Genomic DNA, 18,904 nt, shown 5'->3' on the forward strand with positions numbered 1-18,904 from the left:
ATCGCTTCCGTCCGAGGCCGGGGTGCGGAGAGCCGGTCTGCGGAGCCGGGCGCGGACAATGGTGGAGTCGACTGACACCAGCCAGTCGATGCCGCCGCGGGCGGCGTCCGCCTTTGCCTGGGCGGCGCGGAGTATCCGCTCCCGCGGAAAGGGTGTGCAGCGTGGCCCACGGCCCGTGCCGCTCGGTCACGTCCCGACAGGCCGCTCCGTACGGAACTTCCACACGATCCCGTTGAGGACCCTGGACTTCGCCCAGAAGCGGACAGCAGGCGCCGCTCACGAAGCACAACCGCACTGATCAACCGGCGTCGGTCCTCGCTACCGGACCTCGTTGAAATGAGGTGATCAGAAGTCGACCAGGCCCCTAACCTGGGCAGCATGACGTTGCCTGCGTATCCCCAGAAGCCCGTGCCCGGTGACCGTATAGCGATCATCTCGCCAGCGTCCGGCCTGCCGGGGCTCTTTCCCCTTCCATACGAGTTGGGGCTCAAGCGGCTGCGCGAGGATTTCGGCCTAGAACCGGTGGAATACCCAACGACACGCAAAATGGGCTCCACTCCCAAGGAGCGAGCCGACGACATCCACGCCGCGTTCGCCGATCCCACGGTGAAAGCGGTGATGGCAACCATCGGCGGTGACGACCAGATCACCGTGCTTCCTTTTCTGGACCGCGAGTTGATCCGCGCCAACCCCAAACCTTTCTTCGGAACAAGCGACAACACCAACCTGCTGGTCTTCCTGCACAACCTGGGCATTGTTGCCTACCACGGCGCGTGCCTGATGACCGAGATCGGCCGCCCGTACGCACTCCACCCCTTGACCGCTGATTCGGTACGCGCGGCCTTGTTCACCTCGGGCCCGTACGAGCTCCGCCCCGCCAAGCACTACCGTGACACCGATCGTGACTGGGCCGACCCTGCCACGTTCGACATGGAACCGGACTCGCAGCCCGCCGACGGCTGGATCTGGCATCAGCCCGACCAACGCATCGAGGGCCGTGCCTGGGGCGGCAACCTGGAAATCCTGTCATGGCTGCTGATGGCCGACCGTGAGATCGCACGCGACCCAGCCGCGTACGAAGGCGGTGTGCTGTTCCTCGAGACGTCGGAGGAGATGCCCAGCGGGGAGAACGTCTTCCGCATCTTGCGCAACATGGGGGAGCGGGGCCTGCTGGCGAGCTTCCCGGCCCTGTTGATGGGCCGTGCCAAGGCATGGTCCTTTGAGCAGCCGAACAAAGCGGAGGACAAGCGTCGCTACACCACTGAGCAGCGGGAAGCCGTGCTGCGCGCGCTGGCGACGTATGCCCCTGAGACCATGGCGGTGTTCGATGTCGACTTCGGGCACACGGATCCCCAACTGGTGATCCCGTACGGCGGATCGGTCAGTGTCGACGGTCCGGCGCGGCGTATCACGGTGACGTACTGACGGCACTGGTGATCACACATGATCACATGTCAGCCGGCGCCGCGTTCAGGGGATCTCCAGCGGATCGCGGCCGGTCGGCAGGATTCGCAGCAGATCCGAATCTGCAGTGATCGAGCTGCCGAGCGCTGGTGCAACGACGGCTGCGGCCCACCCGTGATCATCGTGAGGTGTGTGGACTGACGATGAGGCGGTGGCCACAGGTCACAGCGTAACGACTGCCCGCCGGCAGGCGATGTTCGCGGGTCTGATGAGCCGGGAGGGCCGCTTCACGCGGGTCGAACCCCGGTATCGCGCACGGCAGTTGGTGCTCGGACTCCTGGCGGACCTGCCGCGCAAGAGATCGCCGCGGTCTCCAGCACTGAACGCGTCCCCACCCCGGCCGGACGTCAGCGCGCCGACTGCCTGGCCAAGGAAATTCCCGAGCGGGCCTGGCAGAAGCTGTCCGCCGGAATGGGCGCGAAAGGCCATCGCTGGTACGACTGGGTGCAGGTCGCCATCAGCGCATCCGGCCTGGCGGGCCATCGACAGCTTCTGATTCGCCGCAACCGCGGCACCGGCGAACTCGCCTATCACCGCTGCTGTGCGGCCAGCCCAGTGCCGCTCTCCTTCACGTGCCGGCGTCACCCACAACCGTGCGGGCGATTCGGCGCCCCTGGAACCACCCGCTGGAACGGCTCCCGCGGCTCATCCGGCACCAGCTGCTCAACCGGTCCCCGCCCCGGGAGACCGACGAGAGACCAATCGAGATGACCTGTGGACCAGCGGCGTACCCGGAAGCTCTGAGTTCGCTCTGAGCCTGGTGGCGAATACTTGAACGACGCATGACAGATCATCTAGCGTCCCGGAACGCAAGCCCGCATCACCCCTCGTGGTGTCGCCACGTTTGCCGCCTGGCCAGCGGCTTTTTGCACAGCCTTCCCGTTCCTCCCCATCTGTCGAGAAGGGCACCACCGTGCTTCGTTCTGCACTTGTCGCCGGCTGCGCCACCGCGCTGGCCGCCGCAAGTCTCGCCGTAGCCGCCCCGGCGGGCGCCAGCGAGTTCGCTCCCCACCACATGAACCCCCACACGGCGGCTTCGACCTCCACCACCAGCAGCAGCCCGCTCGCCTACAAGGGCGGCAATGTGGTCACCAGCCCCACCGTCTACATCGTCTACTGGGGCAGCCAGTGGGGCAGCGGCTCCACCATCACCAACGACCCGTCGGGCGAGGCCCCGCTGCAGCTGAGCTTCTTCCAGCACGCCTACGGCAGCGGCGACACCTGGTCCACCTCCATGACCCAGTACTGCCAGGGCGTCGCGACCGGCACCACCAACTGCAACGGCGCCGGCACCCCGGTCGGCCACCCGGCCTCCAACCCGGTCGGCGGCACCTGGCTCGACAGCGGCGTCACCGTCCCGAGCTCGCCCAGCTCCTCGCAGATCGCCACGGAGGCGCAGCGCGCCGCCACGCACTTCGGCGTCTCCGGAGACAACGTCCAGATCATCGTCGACGTGCCGCACGGCATCTCGCCCCAGGGCTTCAAGCGCCAGTACTGCGCCTGGCACGACCACACCACGGTCAACGGCGCGGACCTGCCCTACACCAACATGCCGTACATCAGCGACGCGGGCTCCGGCTGCGGCGCGAACTTCGTCGCCACCGGCTCGAGCGGCGTGAACGGTGCGACCGAGGGCGTCACCATCGTCGGCGGCCACGAGTACGGCGAGACGCTGACCGACCCGGCGCCGAGCAGCGGCTGGGTCGACGGCGGCGGCTCCGAGAACGGTGACAAGTGCGCCTGGATCTCCAGTGGCCAGGGCGCGTCCTCGATCATCAGCATGAACGGCGCCAACTTCGCCGTGCAGTCGCTGTGGAGCAACAACTTCAACAACAACGCCGGTGGGTGCGTGACCCACTACACCAGCCCGACCAACCAGGGCTGACGCCACACCAGCCGCCGCAGGCCGAGTCCGACACCCTCCCCGGGCCGGACTCGGCCTGCGGCCGTATTCCGAGGAGCCTGCCGTGAACCGTGCCCTGCGCACCGCCCCGCTCGCGCTGGTGGCCCTGCTCTCCGCATGCAGCAGCCCCGCGCCCGCGGCGGCGCCGCACCCCTCGCCGACCGTGCTGCCCGCGTGCACGAAGCTGCCGGCCCCCGCACTGCCGCACTCCGCAGGGCAACTGACGGAACGGCAGAACGGCGTCTATTGCCTGCCACGCGGCGGGCGGGTGGACGTCTTCCTCACGGCGGCGAAGAGGAGTGACCTGTGGCACCCGGTGAAGGCCTCGGGGAGCGTGCTCACCCCGACGAGCACGGGTGTGATGACGGCGCCCCTCGACGTGAGGCCCGCGATGTTCGTCGGGGCCGAGGAGGGCACGGCGGTGCTCACCAGCTCCACGCCGTCCGGCTCGACCTGGCGGGCCACCATCGTGGTCAAATAGAGATGTCGGTCTCGGCACCCTCGTCGCGGACGCCCAGTACACCGGCCGGCCGCCAGATCGTGCAGCCGGATCACCTCATGGACGTACATGGCACCCGGCGGAGTCGCCACCAGCCGCGTCAGTCATCGCCCGGCTGCCTGATCGTCATGAACCAGCTGCCGCTGTCCCCAGGCCGATGCGGGTGACGAGCTGCACGTGGCGGAGCTGGTGAGGGCTGCCGCCGCGCGGTCCTCCGTGGTCGGCCCCGCACCGTGCGGGGCGGGGCCAGGCACAGCAGGCCGGTCACGGTGATCCCGGTCTGCCGCATCCACGGCATGGCACGTTCACCACGCTGCGACCGTGACCGGCCCCTACGGTGTAACGGGGAGGATCCCAACGCCCGTGTGGGGACGCGCCTGTCGACGAACGGTGCGGCGCTCACCGCTCTGGGCTGACCCGGCGACTTTGGAGGCCGACCGATCGTGCCCGTTTCAACCGCGCCGACGCAGGGTGCCCGCTTACTCACGGCATTGGCCGGGGCTCAGCTGCTGGTGGCGCTCGACTTCTCCATCATCTACGTCGCGCTGCCCGACATCGGGACGAGCCTCCAGTTCTCCGCGGTCGCGCTGCAGTGGATCGTGAGCGCGTACGCGATCTTCTTCGCCGGTTTCCTGCTGCTGGGCGGGCAGTTGTCGGACGCCTTCGGCGCCGGCCGGGTGTACCTCACCGCTCAGCTGCTCTTTGCCGCGTCCTCGATCGGTGCCGCGCTCGCGTCTTCCGCGGCGCCACTGATCGCCGCACGTGTCGGGCAGGGGATGGCCGCGGCCCTGCTGGTGCCGGCGACGCTGGGCCTGCTCAGCTCCGCCTACCCGGCAGGACCCGAGCGCGACCGGGCCGTGAGTGTGTGGGGCACCACGGGGGCGGTCGGGCTGGCCCTCGGTGTCACGGCCGGCGGAGGCATCCTTGCCGTGGCCTCCTGGCAGTGGGTCTTCTGGATCAACATCCCCATCGTGGCGGTCTGCCTGCTCGCCGCCGGGAACGCGATCCGTTCCACCGCGGCCGGGGCACGAGTTCCCGTCGCCACCACGGCCACGCTCTCGGCCTGTACCGCGGTCGTGGCACTTGTCGGTGCCTTCACGGAACTCTCCCGCTCCAAGCCGGCCCTCTCCGTCGTCGCCGCCGCACTGGGGGTGGCGGTCCTGGCAGGAGGGTTCCTCATACTCAGCCAGAAAAGACGCAGACCGCTGGTGCCCCCGGCCCTGCTGCGAGTGCGGACCCTGCAAGTGGCCTGTCTTGTCGCCGCGTTGTACATGGCAAGCTTCGGGGCCGAGTTCTACCTCGTCACGCTCTACCTCCAAAAGGTCCGGGACTACAGCGCGTTCGCCGCGGGCATGGCCTTCCTCCCGCTGGCCGGGACCATCACCGTGGGGAACACGGTGGCGGGCAGGCTGGCCGGCCGGATGCCGTTGGAACGGCTGCTGTCCGCGGCCTTCGTCACCGGTGCGGCCGGCCTCCTGGTGCTCGCCCTGGCCGTCGCCGCCGAGGGCGGATACACGCAGGGCATCCTGCCAGGGCTGCTGCTCAGCGGTCTCGGGCAGGGCACGGCGTTCACCGGGATGTTCATCACCGGGACCCGCGATCTCCCGCAGACGAGCAACGCGACCGGGAGCGCCCTCGTGACAACGGCACAGTACATCGGTGGCTCCATCGGCCTGGCGCTGCTGGTTCTGCTCCACGGCGAGCAGCCGACAGCCCCGGACTTCGTCCGAACTTTCTGCGTCACCGCGGTCATCGCCACGGCAGCCGCGCCGTCGACGCTGTTCCTCCTCAGCCGTACGGCGCCGCCGCCCGTGCCGGTGTCCCGACCGCACCAGTCTTCCGAGCACAGCACCCGGGGGCGCCGATGAACGCCGCCCGCTTACTCGACAGCGCCGGGCCTCCGCCGGCCCGGCAAACGGCTGATGACTTCGAGAGGGAGCACGACACGTACGTCAGCCACCCGGCCCACTTCGGCCCCGAACTTCCGGAGTCGCTGCACGCCCCCGGGGGCTCGGCCGGACAACATACGTGTGGCATCCGACAGCCGCTGGAGCGATCGAGCTGATGGACGCCGTCACGGCGGTCGCCGACCTGCCCGAGCAGAGCGACACCGACCCCAGCCGCCATCTGCGGGTACTGCCCGGCATACCGGTGCGGGACACGGTGCACCCCAGGGGCTACGGCCTGCGTACGCCGGGGCCCAACCCGTCGCCCACCGCCTCTTCCTGCCCGCGGGGCGCTGTCAGTCCCCGTTCATAGGATCACGGCATGTCTGATGCCTTCACCGTCCTGTGGACCCATGACACGTGCCGTGCTCTGCGTAAAGCGGGTCGCGTGGGAGAGCCGCCGCCGGTGGCCTTCACCGGCGTACATTCCTCTCTGCCCGCCTGGTCGGGTGCTCGAGCCGGGGACGAGGTGTACGCGCTGCACGTCAACCGGTGCGCCGTGTACGTCGTGAGCCGGATGCGGGTGATCGACATGGAGCGGCGCGACTGCTGCGGCACGATGCCCACGTCGTGGCAGGACCCGGCGTTTCCCGGGCACGGAGACTGGTCGATGCTCGGTGCCGACGGCTGCGGCGCCGCGGCGGTGCACGTGGACGCGACGCCAGTACGGTTCGATATGCCGATACCCGGTGATCTCCTGGCAAGGCTCACCTGGCGTAACCGCCGGGGCCAGACCCGTGGTCTGAAATATGTGGTGGACGGCCGCCTCGAGCGCTCGGTCAGCCTCCAGGGCTTCTACCGACTGACCTCCCATTCCGCTGATGAGTTGGCGGAGGCAATCGGCAGCGCCACCCCTTGATCTCGGCAGACCTGCGGGTAACCGGGCCACACCCGCTACGCCTCGGGAGTCTTCGGCCCATGCGTCGTCGCGTGTGCCTCTCCGGCACGGCACCGCTCCTGATCACGCGGAAGAGCAGGGCTGGTTGCGCCGCAGGCACCCATCCAGGATCGGGGTTGGTAGGCCACTGGCCGACCACGAAGACGGTCGGCACCGTCTCATTGCCGTCGTTGACTGCCCTCGTCGCCCAGCGCGCGCCGACCGACGACGCGCTGCACTCCGGTGCGCACTTCCCGGCTCGCCAGTGTCATTCCGGCTTGAGGAGGCCCCGGGTTCCGGCGCGGGACGGCCCGGCCCCGCGGCTACCGGGACGACCTTCCGGCAGCAAGCTCAAGGGGCTTGGAAACAGCACGAGTTGTGTCGTGGGAATGCTCCGCATGTTCACAAGGTTGACCCGCCAGACATTTGTCATCGGGAAGGGAACGGCATGGGGACGCAGGTCAGGGAGCTCTACCTGAGCGTGGCGGACACGGCGGCGAAGCTGCTGGCCGCACCGGAGGTCAGCGGCGGTTGGCACCAGCCCTCCGCACTGCCGAAGTTGAGTGTCCAGGGGCTGGCGGGACACCTGGCCGGGCAGGTCTTCTTCATCCCCATGATGCTGGCGGAACCGGCACCTTCCGAGCCTGCCATCTCGATCCACGAGTACTACGCGCAGGTGAGTTGGATCGGCTCGGACCTCGACACACCGTTCAACCAGGCCATCCGGTCTGGCGGCGAGGACGAGGCGGCTGACGGTCCCGCCGCGCTGGCCGCGCGAGTCGCAGCGTGCGTCGAGGAGTTGCGCGGCACCCTGCGCACCGCGCCGGATCGCCTGGTCCGCCGGCCCACCTGGGGGCCATGGTCGATCACCTTCGACGACTTCGTCACCAGTCGGCTCCTGGAACTCGTTGTCCACTCCGACGACCTGGCGTACAGCGTCGGGCTGCCGACGCCCGAGTTCCCGGCCCAGGCCGTCGAGACGGTCGTGGATCTGCTGTCGCGGATCGCGCTGCGACGACACGGCGCGACCGACGTCCTGCGCGCACTGAGCCGCGCCGAACGCGCACCAGCGTCCATCTCGGCGCTCTAGGAGCACGCCCCGCTGACTCACCGTCCTCGGGCAAGAGCGGCCTCACCACCACATTCTCGTCGCCCTCGTCGGTCCATCGGCTGGCCTGCCGCCCGGGCCACACAAGGCCCTGCTGAGCAGGCCGCCGCCGGCTGAGAGGTGGAGCCGGCCGCTTGTGCAGTCCTTTCCGACCGCGCAAGTACGTCTCATGTGCCGGTAACTCCGTCGATCTGCTCGTGGACGAGATCGGCACGACCGTTGTGACGTGCGTATTCCTCGATCATGTGCGCCATGATCCAGCGCAGGGAGACTCCCTGATCGCCGACGTGACCGCTTCCTGTTCAGACAGGCGGCCGGAGTCGCCTTGCGATGCGCCAGCGATCAGCTCACGGCCTCGAGCGCGCTCCGCTTGCCACGCAGCCGTCACCTCGTCGAGCCCTCGTTCCGACCGAAGCGCAAAGCCGTGAGGCGTCGCCCGGAAATCGTCCACCCGAGTGTGGTGTGGTCGACAGTGCTGCGCCGTGAACGAGGCACTGCCACATGGGGATGAGTTGCCGTTCCCGTCGCTGGGCAGATCGGTGGCGGGCGCGGCCTGCCGGCCTCTCCCCGCTCTGGAACTCCGGCGTCGTTGAAGGCCACGTCAGCCGAATGAAGGTGCATGAGCATCAGACGTCGTGCGCAGGCCTCGAGTTGATCCGCAAGCGAATCCCGCATCTGTCAGATGGGCAAGTCAAGGGGTCTGTTCCGACGGCTGGTGCTCGTCATCGATTCTGAGAGGCGCTACGCCCAGAATCAGGTTCTCGAGGGCCTGCGGCATCGACCCGAAGCCAGCGACCCAGGTCTCGACGACGTAGACCTCACTGTCCTCATCGATACCGAGGAAGAATCGGCCGTGATCAAGCTCGCCGAGCGGGAAGAGACGTTTCCCTATGGAGTCACTCCACTCCGAGAACCGGTCGTCCTCGCCCCAAGCCAACTCCGGATCCAGCTCGAACGACTCGCGGGCGCGGTTGATCCCGGGGCCACTGATGCTCACGGTCAGCCCCCCGAACTCCTCGAGAAAGGCATCCGCGGCGTCGTGCATGACGAGGCCCGCCTTCTCGAACCTGGACCGCCAACCGGTCGTTTCCACCCGCCGACCAGCCGTCCACCCCGAAGCCTCCAGCACCTCACGCACCTCTGGCGACCATCTGCTCATGTCCGGCCCCGACTCCTCGGCTTCAAGTGAACGGCGGTTCATCCCAGCAGAAGACCCAGGGAGAACTCCCCGTGCCTGGGCTCGACGGCTGCCGGCGGTCCAGCAGACATGCTGCCATGTCGCCATGCGCCCGCCCCGGGAGACCGCGGAGCCCGGACGGGCTTCCGAGCTGATCACCGTCGGCGGCAGCCGGATACCCGTCTTCGCCTTCCGAGTACGCGAGGGCAGCGACCACTTCAGCGTGTCCGACGTGTCCGCCGACCGCGCGAACACGGCTGGCTCGTGCCGGCGTACACCTCCCGAAGAACCGCACCGACCTCGCCGTCCTGCGTATCGTGGCCCCCCAGGGCAGCCCATAGGGCTCCCGGCTCCTGTGCCCCGCACCGAGGCCGGCTGTCTGGCAACCAAGGAGGAAGTCCATGTGCCGCCTGTTCGGCCTCACCAGTGCGCCGCGACGCACCCGCGCCACCTTCTGGCTTCTGGACGCCCCCGACAGCCTCAGCCGGCAGAGCCACCGCGACCCCGACGGAACCGGTCTGGGCTACTTCGACGCGGGGGGTGCCCCGCACATCGACAAAGCCCCGATCGCGGCTTACCACGACCGAGCCTTCGCCGAGGAGGCGCGGGAGGTGGAGTCGGCGACCTTCGTTGCCCATGTGCGCTTCGCCTCCACCGGCAGCCTGGACATCCACAACACCCATCCCTTCGAGCAGGACGGACGGCTCTTCGCGCACAACGGGGTCATCGAGGGCCTCGACCAGCTCGACAACCACCTGGGCGAGGACCGTTCGCTGGTCCAGGGCGACACTGACTCCGAGCGATTCTTCGCCCTGATCACCCGTGAGACCCGACGGCACGACGGTGACGTCACCGCGGGCATCCGGCAGGCCGCCCGCTGGATCGCCGCGAACCTCCCTGTCTACGCAGTGAACCTGATCCTCATCACCCCGAGAGAGCTGTGGGCGCTGCGCTACCCGGACACGCACGACCTGTACGTCCTCGAGCGCCCGGCCGGCGGCCAGCACGGCAGCCGCCACCTCGACCACAGCGGCAGCCACGGCCGCATGCGCATCCACTCGGCGCACCTTGCGGATCAGGCCGCGGTCGTCGTCGCCAGCGAACGCATGGACGACAATCCCCACTGGCGCCCGTTGGAACCCGGTGAACTGCTCCACGTCGACCCCGACCTGCACATCACCCACCAGATCGTCCTGCCGGATCCTCCGGCACACCAGCTCACCCTCGACGACCTGCACCCCGGCGCCGCCGCCTCCCAGAAAGCCGCCTGACTCGCGCCGGAGGAGGCGACCGTGACCGCCTGACGAAGCAGTGGCAGGACGACCATGCCGCCTTCCAGTAGCGCGACTTGCCGCAGACCGACTACGTGTACGTGGGCCGACGGGGTGCACGCGAAGGTACGGCTCGGCCAGGCGCACTCGTGCGTGCGTGTCCTGCTCGGCGTACGCCTGGACGGCACCATGGAGCTGATCGCGTTGGCGGAGGGGCTGTGCGGGCCCGCCGAGTCATGGGCCGACCTGCTGCGCGACTGCCGCAGGCGCGGCATGCGCGACACCGGGGTGGTTGCAGCGAAGTCCGCACAGCCCGGCGCGACGAAGTAGATGCGAGAGATCTGCACCAAGGACCGGGCGGCCCACGCCGAGAAGGCGATCGAGGCATGCGCGAAGACCTACGGCGCGAAGTTCCCCAAGGCCATCGCAAAGATCACCGACGACCGGGCAGAGCTGCCGGCTGCGGGTGTCCGGCACGGCTCCGGCCGAACGTCCTCGATCGCTCCCGGCGTCACTCGTTGGGGCGAAGAGACGTCAAGGGTACGCAGGATCCGGGTGACGTCCGCGCGGGCGGAGCGACGGCGTGCCCGTGCCGAGAGGTGGGCAGGCGCCGATACACGGCTGCTGCCTGCGTTTTCCCCGCGAACTGCCGACAGCGGGCAAGGTCGCTGTGGTGTCGTTGCGGGTGCGCGGTTCATCCGTGTGGAGGGAGGTCCGCCCGCGCTGGACGTCTGCCGAGCAGGTGCCCGGACTCGCCCACCGGTTCGTTCGGCGGACCGAACGGCTGCGGCCGGCGCTGGTCACGATCTCGCGTTCGAGGGGCGGAGCGGAGCCTGGATGGTGGACGCTCGCGGGGGACAGGTCATCCGGAACACCTTGCGGAGACCGATCACCCTGCTGCCGGATCCCACCTACCGCCTCGCCCGGGTGGTCGGCGTGGACGAATACGCGCTCAGCCCAAGGGCCGGATCTGGGGACTGCGCTCGTCGTCGACGTCGAGCCACGTCGCCCGGTGAACCTCCCGCCGGACCGGAAGGCGGACACGTCGCGGCCTGGCTGTCCGAGTGGCCCGGGCTCGAGATCATCTGCCGGGACCGTGCCCTGTTCTGTGCCGAGGGCGCCACCCACCCTCACGGTCAAGGCTCCGCAGTGGTGTCGGCGGAGGCGAAGGGTGCTGGTGTCGGTCGTGCGGCACCGCGCACAGCCGGAGGAGGCTACCCGCGGTGCCCCCTGGTCCGGGCGTGCTGCAGCTTGCGGGTGAAGCGGTGCATGTGCGGGTCGAGCAACTCGGCCGGTTCCTCGAGCACCTGCTCGTCGGTGAGCCACCGGATTTCGTTGAACTCACCTTGGTCGTAGGAGGTGATCGTGTGGCGATCGGCATTGAGGAGGTACCAGAGCGAGACGTCGGTGTGCGCGCTCTGCCCTCGGGTTCGGGTGACGGTGAGGAAGAGGGGATGCTCGCCGGTGATCGGCGATGCCATGGCTTCGATGCCCAACTCCTCGTGGCATTCGCGGACCACCGTGGCCCACGGGTCCTCACCCGGCTCGACGTGTCCTCCGGCCGGCAGCCACAGGCCCGCCTTGCGGTGCGCGACCAGCAGCAGCCGCCCCCGCGTGTTGTCGAGTACGACGAAGTAGCTCACCAAGTGCATCGCCGGAACATCGGGCTTGCGGGTCCGGTAGACCGGGGCTCCGCCTGCGATCCACCGCGTGGCGGTCGCCAGATGGATGCGCTCCAGCTCGTCCCAGGGTTCGATGCCACCGAGCAGTTGGAGAAGGCGGGCACGCGGCTGCTCGTCAGGGGCGGTGAGCAGGTGATCGGTCGAGGTCATCTGTGCATGCTGGCAGGAGCCGCTGACAACCGTGCTCGACCGACGCCATCCCTCGCGGGCACCTGGAGAGGAGAGCGGCAGGACGGCGGCGCCTGGCATACGACCGGTCCGGTGGGAGCCATCCCAGAGGGAGGAGACCGCCGTCTTCCGGCGGCGTTCGAGGAAGCCTCGGATTCCGCACGCGCTCGGGTCAGCGGCGGATGAGACCGAGGGCGGTGGCGGTGGCGACGGCGGCGGTGCGCGAGTCGACGCCGAGCTTGACGTAGATGCGGGCCAGGTGGGACTTGACGGTGCCTTCGGTCAGGTGGAGGCGGTCACCGATGCCCTGGTTGGACAGGCCGTCGGCGACCAGGGTGAGGACTTCGGTTTCGCGCCGGGTCAGGGAGGTGCCGGGGGTGCGCAGCCGGTTCATCAGCCGGTCTGCGACGGTGGGGGCGAGGGTGGTGCGTCCGGCGGCGGCGGTGCGTACGGCGGCGGCCAGGTCTTCGGGCGGGGCGTCCTTGAGGAGGTAGCCGGTGGCGCCGGCTTCGATGGCGGGCAGGGTGTCGGCGTCGGAGTCGTAGGTGGTGACGATCAGCACGCGGGGTGCGCCCGGTCGGGCGGTGATCTGGGCGGTGGCTTCGGCGCCGCCCATGCCCTTGCCGAACTGCAGGTCCATGAGGACGACGTCGATGTCGCCTTCCGCGGCGCGGGTGACGGCGTCCTCGGCGGTGGCTGCTTCGGCCACGACGACGAGGCCGGGTTCGGTCTCCAGCACCGCGCGCAGCCCGGCGCGTACGACGGGGTGGTCGTCGGCCAGGAGGAGGCGGATGGATGCGGCGTCGGTCACGGGCGGGCCTCGGTCTCGGACTCGGTCTTGGTGGGCGGGCTGAGGGGGAGCTGGGCGGCCAGGGCGGTGCCGTGGCCAGGGGCGGACTCGATGGCAAGGGTGCCGCCGAGGGCGTTCATGCGGGCGCGCATGGCCGCCAGGCCGAAGCCGCCGCTTTCGGGGTCGGGGGCGGGCAGCTGCTCGGGGTCGAAGCCGTGCCCGTTGTCGACGATGTCGAGGTCGATGCGGTCACCGCGGTAGCTGAGGGTGATCTCGGCGGTGGTGGCGTGGGCGTGGCGGACGGTGTTGGCGAGAGCTGACTGGGCGATGCGCAGGAAGGCGACCTCGTAGGCAGTCGGCAGCGGTGCGGGGTCGCCGGCGAGGTGGAAGCGGGCGGTGAGGCGGTGTCGGGCGCTGGTGGTGGTGCACAGCCGTTTCAGGGCGTCGGCCAGCGTGGTGCCTTCCAAGGTCGGCGGGGTGAGGGCGGCGACGAAGCGGCGGGCCTCGGCGAGGTTGTCCACGGCTGCCTGGCGGGCCGCATCGACGTGGCGGGTGGCGATGTCTGGCTGGCCGGGCAGGGCGCGTTCGGCGGCGCGCAGCAGCAGCTGGATGCTGGAGAGCCCCTGGGCGAGGGTGTCGTGGATCTCGCGGGCCAGGCGTTCGCGTTCGGCCAGTACACCAGCGGTGTGCTGAGCTTCGGCCAGGTCGGCGCGGGTGGCGGTGAGTTCCTCGATCAGCTGTCTGCGCTGTTCGCTCTCCCGGTACAGGGCCTGGTACCCCCACACCACGGCGACGGCGACGGCGGCACCGAGCGCGGGGCCGATCGCCATGGCCGGGCTGAAGGTGTGCTGGTGGGCGGCGAAGCCGGCGATGGCAGCCATCGCGGTGGTCATCACTGCGGCGAGCCCGGCGCGGCGGGGCAGCAGGTGGAGCTGGAGGAAGTACAGCGGGAAGGCCACCCATACGCCGTCGGGGGACAGGGCCAGCAGCACCAGCCACGCGGCGCCTGTGGCAGCCAGCCACCAGGCGGCGGCGGGACGGGAGCGGCGTACGCGGGGCAGGAGCGGCCCGGCGGCGTACACCGCGGCGCATGCCGCGGCTGCGGCGACGATCAGTCCGGCGTGGGGTCGGCTGTCGGTCACGGCCCGGCCGGCGGCCAGGGTGAGCAGACCGATGATCAGCAGGTGCAGGCACCAGGCCAGGGCCCGGGTGGTCGGAGTCAGGGCGGGAGCAGCGGTGTTCACAGTGCGTCCCAGGATACGGAGGCAGGCATCCGAGGGGCCTCCATCGAAAGTTACAACCCGTGTGCCGCCTTTCGGCCCGCGAAGTGCCGTCGTGCGCCAGACGCGCGCATGGGGGACCGGCGGCGATGGTGGAGGCATACCGCTTCCACTGCTGGAAAGGACAGGCCAAGGCCGTGTTTGTCGCCTGGAGAGATCTGAAGTTCGCCAAGGGGCGTTTCGCCCTGATGGGGACTGTCATCGTGCTGATCACCCTGCTGGTCGGGCTGTTGTCCGGGCTGACGGCCGGACTGGGCCAGCAGAACATCTCCGCGATCACGTCTCTGCCCGCCGACAAGATCGCCTTCCAGGCTCCCAGCGGCGGCCAGGACCTGTCGTACTCCAACTCCACCGTCACCGAGCAGCAGTGGCAGCAGTGGTCCATGGCGCCCGGCGTCGAGAGCGCCGAACCGCTGGGGATCACCACCACCAAGGCCACCGCCGGGGACAAGAGCACCGCCGTCTCCGCCTTCGGTGTCCAGCCGGGCTCCCGCCTCGCCCCGGACAGCAGCAAGATCAGTGACAGCGCGGTGGTGCTGTCCACCGCGGCCGCCGGCGACCTGGGTGTGAAAGCCGGCGGCTCGCTCACTCTGGCCGGGCGGCGGCTGACGGTGGCCGCCGTGCAGGGCGACGCCTACTTCAGCCACACCCCGGTCATCTGGACCAGCCTGGATGTCTGGCAGAGGACCGCGCCGCCCACCGGCACCGGCCGTGGCCCCACCGCCACCGTCATCGCCCTGAACACCACGTCCCGGGTCGACGTGACGGGCACCGACCAGCGGGCCGGCACAAGGACGGTCGCCACCGACGACTCGCTGTCCGCGATCGGCTCCTACCCCTCCGAGAACGGCTCCCTGCAACTGATGCGCGGCTTCCTGTTCGCCATCTCCGCCCTCGTCATCGGCGCCTTCTTCACCGTCTGGACCATCCAGCGCAGCGGCGACGTCGCCGTCCTCAAGGCACTGGGCGCCTCCACGGCCAACCTCCTGAAGGACGCTCTCGGCCAGGCCGTGGTCCTGCTCGCCGGCGGCACCCTCCTCGGCACCGGCATCGCCGCCGCCCTCGGCGCCGCCGTGGCCGGCTCGGCCGTGCCGTTCCTCCTCACCCCCGCCACCGTCCTGCTCCCGGCCGCCGTGATGATCCTTCTCGGCGCCCTCGGAGCGGCCCTGTCCATCCGCCGCATCACCTCCGTCGACCCGCTGACCGCCCTGGGGAGCGCCCGATGAGCCTGACCCTGACCGACATCACCCTCACCTACCCCGACGGCGAGGCCTGCCTGACCGCTCTCGACCAGGTCAGCCTGGAGGTCCCCAAAGGCAGCCTGACCGCCGTGGTCGGCCCCTCCGGCTCCGGCAAGTCCAGCCTCCTCGCCGTCGCCGCCACCCTGATCAACCCCGATGCCGGCACCGTCACCATCGACGGCACCCCCACCACCGGCCTGACCCGCGGCGAGCTCACCGAACTGCGCCGCCACAAGATCGGCATCGTCTTCCAGCAGCCCAACCTGCTGCCCTCCCTCACCGCCGCCGAACAACTCCAGGTCATGGCCCAGATCGACGGCCGCAAACCCCGCACCGCCCGGAACCGCGCCCTGGAACTGCTCGACGCGGTCGGCCTGGCCGACCAGGCCGGACGCCGCCCCCACCAGCTCTCCGGAGGCCAGCGCCAGCGCGTCAACATCGCCCGCGCCCTGATGAACGACCCCACCGTCCTCCTGGTCGACGAGCCCACCAGCGCCCTCGACCACGAACGCGGCGCCGCCGTCATCGACCTGATCACCCGCCTCACCCACCAGCAGGCCACCGCCACCGTCCTGGTCACCCACGACCGCACCCACCTCACCGCCGTCGACCAGATCGCCGAAGTCCACGACGGAAGGCTCCACCTCGCGGCACCAGCCCGCGAAGAGGGTGCGCCCCACGCAGGGGTCCACCCCCGCACCCAGACTGCCCGCAGTATGAGATGACCTTCCGGATCGTGCCGGCCTGCCTGCCACAGCAGCTGGTCGGTGGCCGGCGACGATCCGGTCGATCGGCAGCAGGGTGCCGTCGAGGATGACGAACGCCTTGCGTGCCGTGGCGCGGGGCGGCCGCGGCAAGGTCCGGGGCGACGGCGGCGGGGCAACGGTTCTGTGGACCGTCGAAGTCAGCAACCAGCACAAGCAGTCGTAAGGGACCGGCTGCCTGATCGCGCCCAACCAGGTGTTCACCGCCTGTCACGCGGCCAGGCCCGGAAAAGACGGTGTCGTCACCGTCCGGGACATGGGGAGTGCCGCCTTGACCGACGCGGCGGTGGTGCGGGAGGGCCCAGGGCTGGACGCGGTGCTGCTGAAAGCTGACCCCGCTCTGGTCGGGGCCGGCATGAGCGTGGTGCCTCCCCCCAGATCCGCGACCCCATCGCGGCCCTTGCCGAGACCACGACGGCGCCGCGATCCCGGTTCTGCTCCTGGCCCGCGGACTCGACACCTGGTGGCCGATGTTGCGCCGCCACCTGCGCACCCGGAACGTCGGCCCCATGCGGGAAGCCTGCATCCTCACACCCGACGACGCGTTGACCGGCCACCGGCCCGAGGACATCTGCGTAGAGGCGAAAGCCACCTTCGCCCGCCGTGTCCGACTGCTCAACAGGCCGGACACGGCGACGACACCGGCATCGGGCGCCCCACGGCAGCCAGTGTCCACCACCACATCGCCGCGCTCGCCGACGTACTCGCCCACGCCCACCCCGACTTCGCTCTGAAGGACCACCCCATGGTGGTTCTGCTCGCGAACGGAGAGGAGCACGTGACCGCCCCCCTGATGCCCCACTGGGGTGCAGCGGCGTTACATGCCGTACGACCTCCCGCCCCGGCAGAACGCCTACGGCTACTTCGCCAAGGCGCAGAAGGACGGCATGGTCGGGGCTTCGTCCTGTGGCGGGGCCGCAGGCTGAGACTCTGAGGACGTCCGGCGCTGGTCGTTATCCGGCGATGTACTCGATCTCCGGGTAGCGCGGTGAAGCCCCCCACAGCAGATGCGCGGCGTCCGGGCGGCCGCGTAGCTGGAGATCGAAGAAGGCGCGCACGGTCGCCCGTACGGCAGCCACCGCCCGGTCGGCGGGGATCGTGCCGATCTGCAGCGTCTTGCGCACCGGCTCGGGGACCTGCGGTGCGATGGCCACGATGTCGGTGAAGCAGTTGTGGTCGGCGTCCGCGAGCCGCAGACAGCGGTGCCAGCCGCTCAGCTGCGCCCAGAACGGCGGCCAGGACCCGTCCTCGTTCAGCCCGTCGTGGACCGCCGTGTCCATCAGCAGGAACGGCCGGTCGAGACCGCGCTCGACCACCGGCCCGTACAGCGCGCCGTCCAGATCGATGCCGGCCCGTACCCGCTCGTCCAGATACATCACGGAAGCCGACGCGGCACCGCCCCGGGAGTGCCCGAAGGCACCGACCCGCGTGAGGTCCAGCGTTCCGCGCAGCCCGCGCGGGAGCGGACGTTCCCCGGCGTCGGGGTTGCCGCCCCGCTCCAGCACGGTCAGCTGGTCGAGGACGAACCGCAGATCGGCGGCGCGCACCGAGACCGCGGCCGTGCGGGCCTCGTCGCTCGCGTCGTCGGGGCGGTTGACGACCACGCGGCCGTCCGGGAACTCCACCTCGCCCGAGTCGTAGGGGTGGTCCACCGCGGCCACGACATAGCCCCAGGAGGCCAGTTCCTCGATGACCAGCGTGTTGTAGGTGCGGTCCGACTGGTAGCCCGGCGAGTGGAGCAGCACCGGCCGACGGCCCGGCCGGACCGGCGCACGGTCCGCGCTGTGGGTCTTCGGGAGCGCATAGCCGTCCACCGCGCCCCCGAAGCGGGCCTTCAGGGCCCGCTCGGCACCCGCCGGCAGCCAGGGCAGCAGTGCGCGGTCACGTACGTCCGCGGCCGGATACGTCACGGTCACCATCACCTCGCGCGCCTGCCCCGACCAGGGGTCGGTCCGCGACGGGTCGATCAGGTGCAGCTCCACCGCTCCCACCGGCAGGGGACCGGTCGGCCCGGCCAGCCGGATGGGGATGAGATCGGTCGCCGCCGCGGGCGTGGGCACCGACAGGGGAACGGCGGCTGCGGCGGCTACTGCGAGGCCACCGGCTATGAGGGAACGGCGATTCGGGCGTACGGGAGGCACTGCGCTCCTTCCGTGGCCGGACCCGAGGCGCACTGCGAAATGGTAAAGGGAACGCCATAGTCCGGCCTGCTTATCGTCAAGTTCATGAAATTTTAGATCACTTGACGTCGAAGGTCAGATCATTTATCGGTTCTCACCGTTCACTTACCGGCGCGGTTCTTCGCGTGGGACCGGTTCACCGCCTGCTGACCGGTAGAAAGGGTCTCCCCCCGGCCCCAGCACGGGGCGCGGACCGTGCCGTCGGCACCCCGGTAGCCCTTGTCGGCCCAGCACGTGATGCCGGCCTCGGCGAGGGCGTCGACGATGCCGTGTTCGCGAGCCGCGCGGACGTCGTGGACGGCGCCTGGCAAGGCCGGTGAGGCCCGCAACAACCGGCCGAAGGGATGGCGAGGACCTGCACGTCGCTCGCCCGGCGTTACAAGGTGTCGACATGGTGGCCAAAGTCCTTGCACCTCCGGTGTCCTCGAAGCGGAAAGACTCCGCCGCCGCGTCAGAGTGTGCTGGAGTGTGCGACATCCCGCGAGTTCTCCTGAGTCCCGCTGGGTGCCCGAGGCCGTGGCCAGGGGCTTCTTCCTCCTTCGGGTGTTCCGCCG

The 18,904-nt window shown here is 69.9% G+C and carries 16 protein-coding genes and 2 pseudogenes; 11 read left to right on the plus strand and 7 right to left on the minus strand.

The genetic code is table 11. The annotated features are described in order from the left end of the window. Positions 1 to 378 precede the first annotated feature (378 nt). The 7 genes from K7G59_RS15885 to K7G59_RS15915 all read left to right on the plus strand — a co-directional run bounded on the left by K7G59_RS15885 (position 379) and on the right by K7G59_RS15915 (position 7,779). Positions 379 to 1,425, plus strand: a complete 1,047-nt coding sequence (locus K7G59_RS15885) for a S66 peptidase family protein (RefSeq protein WP_225834602.1) — start codon at positions 379 to 381, stop codon at positions 1,423 to 1,425. Between the two features lie 952 nt (positions 1,426 to 2,377). Next, positions 2,378 to 3,349, plus strand: coding sequence for a hypothetical protein (locus K7G59_RS15890; RefSeq protein ID WP_225834603.1), 972 nt, complete (start codon positions 2,378 to 2,380; stop codon positions 3,347 to 3,349). A gap of 82 nt (positions 3,350 to 3,431) precedes the next feature. Further along, the gene (locus tag K7G59_RS15895) at positions 3,432 to 3,848 is read left to right on the plus strand and encodes a hypothetical protein (RefSeq protein ID WP_225834605.1); all 417 of its coding nucleotides are present in this window, start codon (positions 3,432 to 3,434) and stop codon (positions 3,846 to 3,848) included. 509 nt (positions 3,849 to 4,357) lie between these two features. After that, the gene (locus K7G59_RS15900; protein WP_225834607.1) at positions 4,358 to 5,734 is read left to right on the plus strand and encodes an MFS transporter; all 1,377 of its coding nucleotides are present in this window, start codon (positions 4,358 to 4,360) and stop codon (positions 5,732 to 5,734) included. Positions 5,735 to 5,930: 196 nt separating this feature from the next. Continuing rightward, on the plus strand, positions 5,931 to 6,125 hold the full coding sequence (locus K7G59_RS15905) for a hypothetical protein (protein ID WP_225834609.1): 195 nt from the start codon (positions 5,931 to 5,933) through the stop codon (positions 6,123 to 6,125). Between the two features lie 9 nt (positions 6,126 to 6,134). Continuing rightward, entirely contained in the window at positions 6,135 to 6,671 is a 537-nt protein-coding gene (locus tag K7G59_RS15910; protein ID WP_225834610.1) for a hypothetical protein, read from the plus strand. Positions 6,672 to 7,137: 466 nt separating this feature from the next. Then, on the plus strand, positions 7,138 to 7,779 hold the full coding sequence (locus tag K7G59_RS15915) for a maleylpyruvate isomerase N-terminal domain-containing protein (protein ID WP_225834611.1): 642 nt from the start codon (positions 7,138 to 7,140) through the stop codon (positions 7,777 to 7,779). Positions 7,780 to 7,964: 185 nt separating this feature from the next. Here K7G59_RS15915 and K7G59_RS35345 read toward each other — a convergent pair whose 3' ends face one another. Both K7G59_RS35345 and K7G59_RS15925 read right to left on the minus strand, forming a co-directional pair. After that, positions 7,965 to 8,051, minus strand: a complete 87-nt coding sequence (locus tag K7G59_RS35345; protein ID WP_374114237.1) for a DUF664 domain-containing protein — start codon at positions 8,049 to 8,051, stop codon at positions 7,965 to 7,967. Positions 8,052 to 8,488: 437 nt separating this feature from the next. Further along, a complete protein-coding gene (locus K7G59_RS15925) occupies positions 8,489 to 8,956 on the minus strand; it encodes an SUKH-3 domain-containing protein (protein WP_225834612.1) in 468 nt (155 codons plus the stop codon). Positions 8,957 to 9,375: 419 nt separating this feature from the next. Between K7G59_RS15925 and K7G59_RS15930 the strand changes: the two genes are divergently transcribed. Both K7G59_RS15930 and K7G59_RS35350 read left to right on the plus strand, forming a co-directional pair. Continuing rightward, positions 9,376 to 10,245 (plus strand): class II glutamine amidotransferase, encoded by an 870-nt coding sequence (locus K7G59_RS15930; protein WP_225834613.1) that lies wholly within the window; start codon positions 9,376 to 9,378, stop codon positions 10,243 to 10,245. 26 nt (positions 10,246 to 10,271) lie between these two features. Continuing rightward, positions 10,272 to 10,521, plus strand: a pseudogene (locus K7G59_RS35350) (transposase); the annotation flags it as partial. 938 nt (positions 10,522 to 11,459) lie between these two features. Here the strand turns inward: K7G59_RS35350 and K7G59_RS15940 are convergent. The 3 genes from K7G59_RS15940 to K7G59_RS15950 form a co-directional block, all read right to left on the minus strand. After that, complete coding sequence (locus K7G59_RS15940; RefSeq protein WP_225834615.1) at positions 11,460 to 12,077, minus strand: NUDIX hydrolase; 618 nt, start codon at positions 12,075 to 12,077, stop codon at positions 11,460 to 11,462. Between the two features lie 190 nt (positions 12,078 to 12,267). Continuing rightward, a complete protein-coding gene (locus K7G59_RS15945) occupies positions 12,268 to 12,906 on the minus strand; it encodes a response regulator transcription factor (RefSeq protein ID WP_225834616.1) in 639 nt (212 codons plus the stop codon). Then, positions 12,903 to 14,129, minus strand: a complete 1,227-nt coding sequence (locus K7G59_RS15950; protein ID WP_225834618.1) for a sensor histidine kinase — start codon at positions 14,127 to 14,129, stop codon at positions 12,903 to 12,905. The genes K7G59_RS15945 and K7G59_RS15950 overlap by 4 nt, the downstream gene beginning before the upstream one ends. A 173-nt stretch (positions 14,130 to 14,302) precedes the next feature. On the opposite strand from K7G59_RS15950, the gene K7G59_RS15955 reads away from it, so the two are divergent. Together K7G59_RS15955 and K7G59_RS15960 are read left to right on the plus strand one after the other, a co-directional pair. Beyond that, complete coding sequence (locus K7G59_RS15955; protein WP_225834670.1) at positions 14,303 to 15,391, plus strand: ABC transporter permease; 1,089 nt, start codon at positions 14,303 to 14,305, stop codon at positions 15,389 to 15,391. Beyond that, positions 15,388 to 16,131 carry an ABC transporter ATP-binding protein gene (locus K7G59_RS15960; protein ID WP_225834620.1) on the plus strand — a complete coding sequence of 248 codons (744 nt, stop codon included), beginning with the start codon at positions 15,388 to 15,390 and terminating at the stop codon, positions 16,129 to 16,131. Before K7G59_RS15955 ends, K7G59_RS15960 begins: the two co-directional genes overlap by 4 nt. Before the next feature lie 992 nt (positions 16,132 to 17,123). On the opposite strand, the gene K7G59_RS15965 is transcribed toward K7G59_RS15960, so the two are convergent. Together K7G59_RS15965 and K7G59_RS15970 are read right to left on the minus strand one after the other, a co-directional pair. Then, entirely contained in the window at positions 17,124 to 18,311 is a 1,188-nt protein-coding gene (locus K7G59_RS15965) for a lipase (RefSeq protein ID WP_225834622.1), read from the minus strand. 149 nt (positions 18,312 to 18,460) lie between these two features. Continuing rightward, positions 18,461 to 18,694: pseudogene (locus tag K7G59_RS15970) on the minus strand (transposase family protein); the annotation flags it as partial. Between the last annotated feature and the right edge of the window lie 210 nt (positions 18,695 to 18,904).

The organism is Streptomyces sp. NK08204, from assembly GCF_020400585.1.
GTDB lineage: Bacteria > Actinomycetota > Actinomycetes > Streptomycetales > Streptomycetaceae > Streptomyces.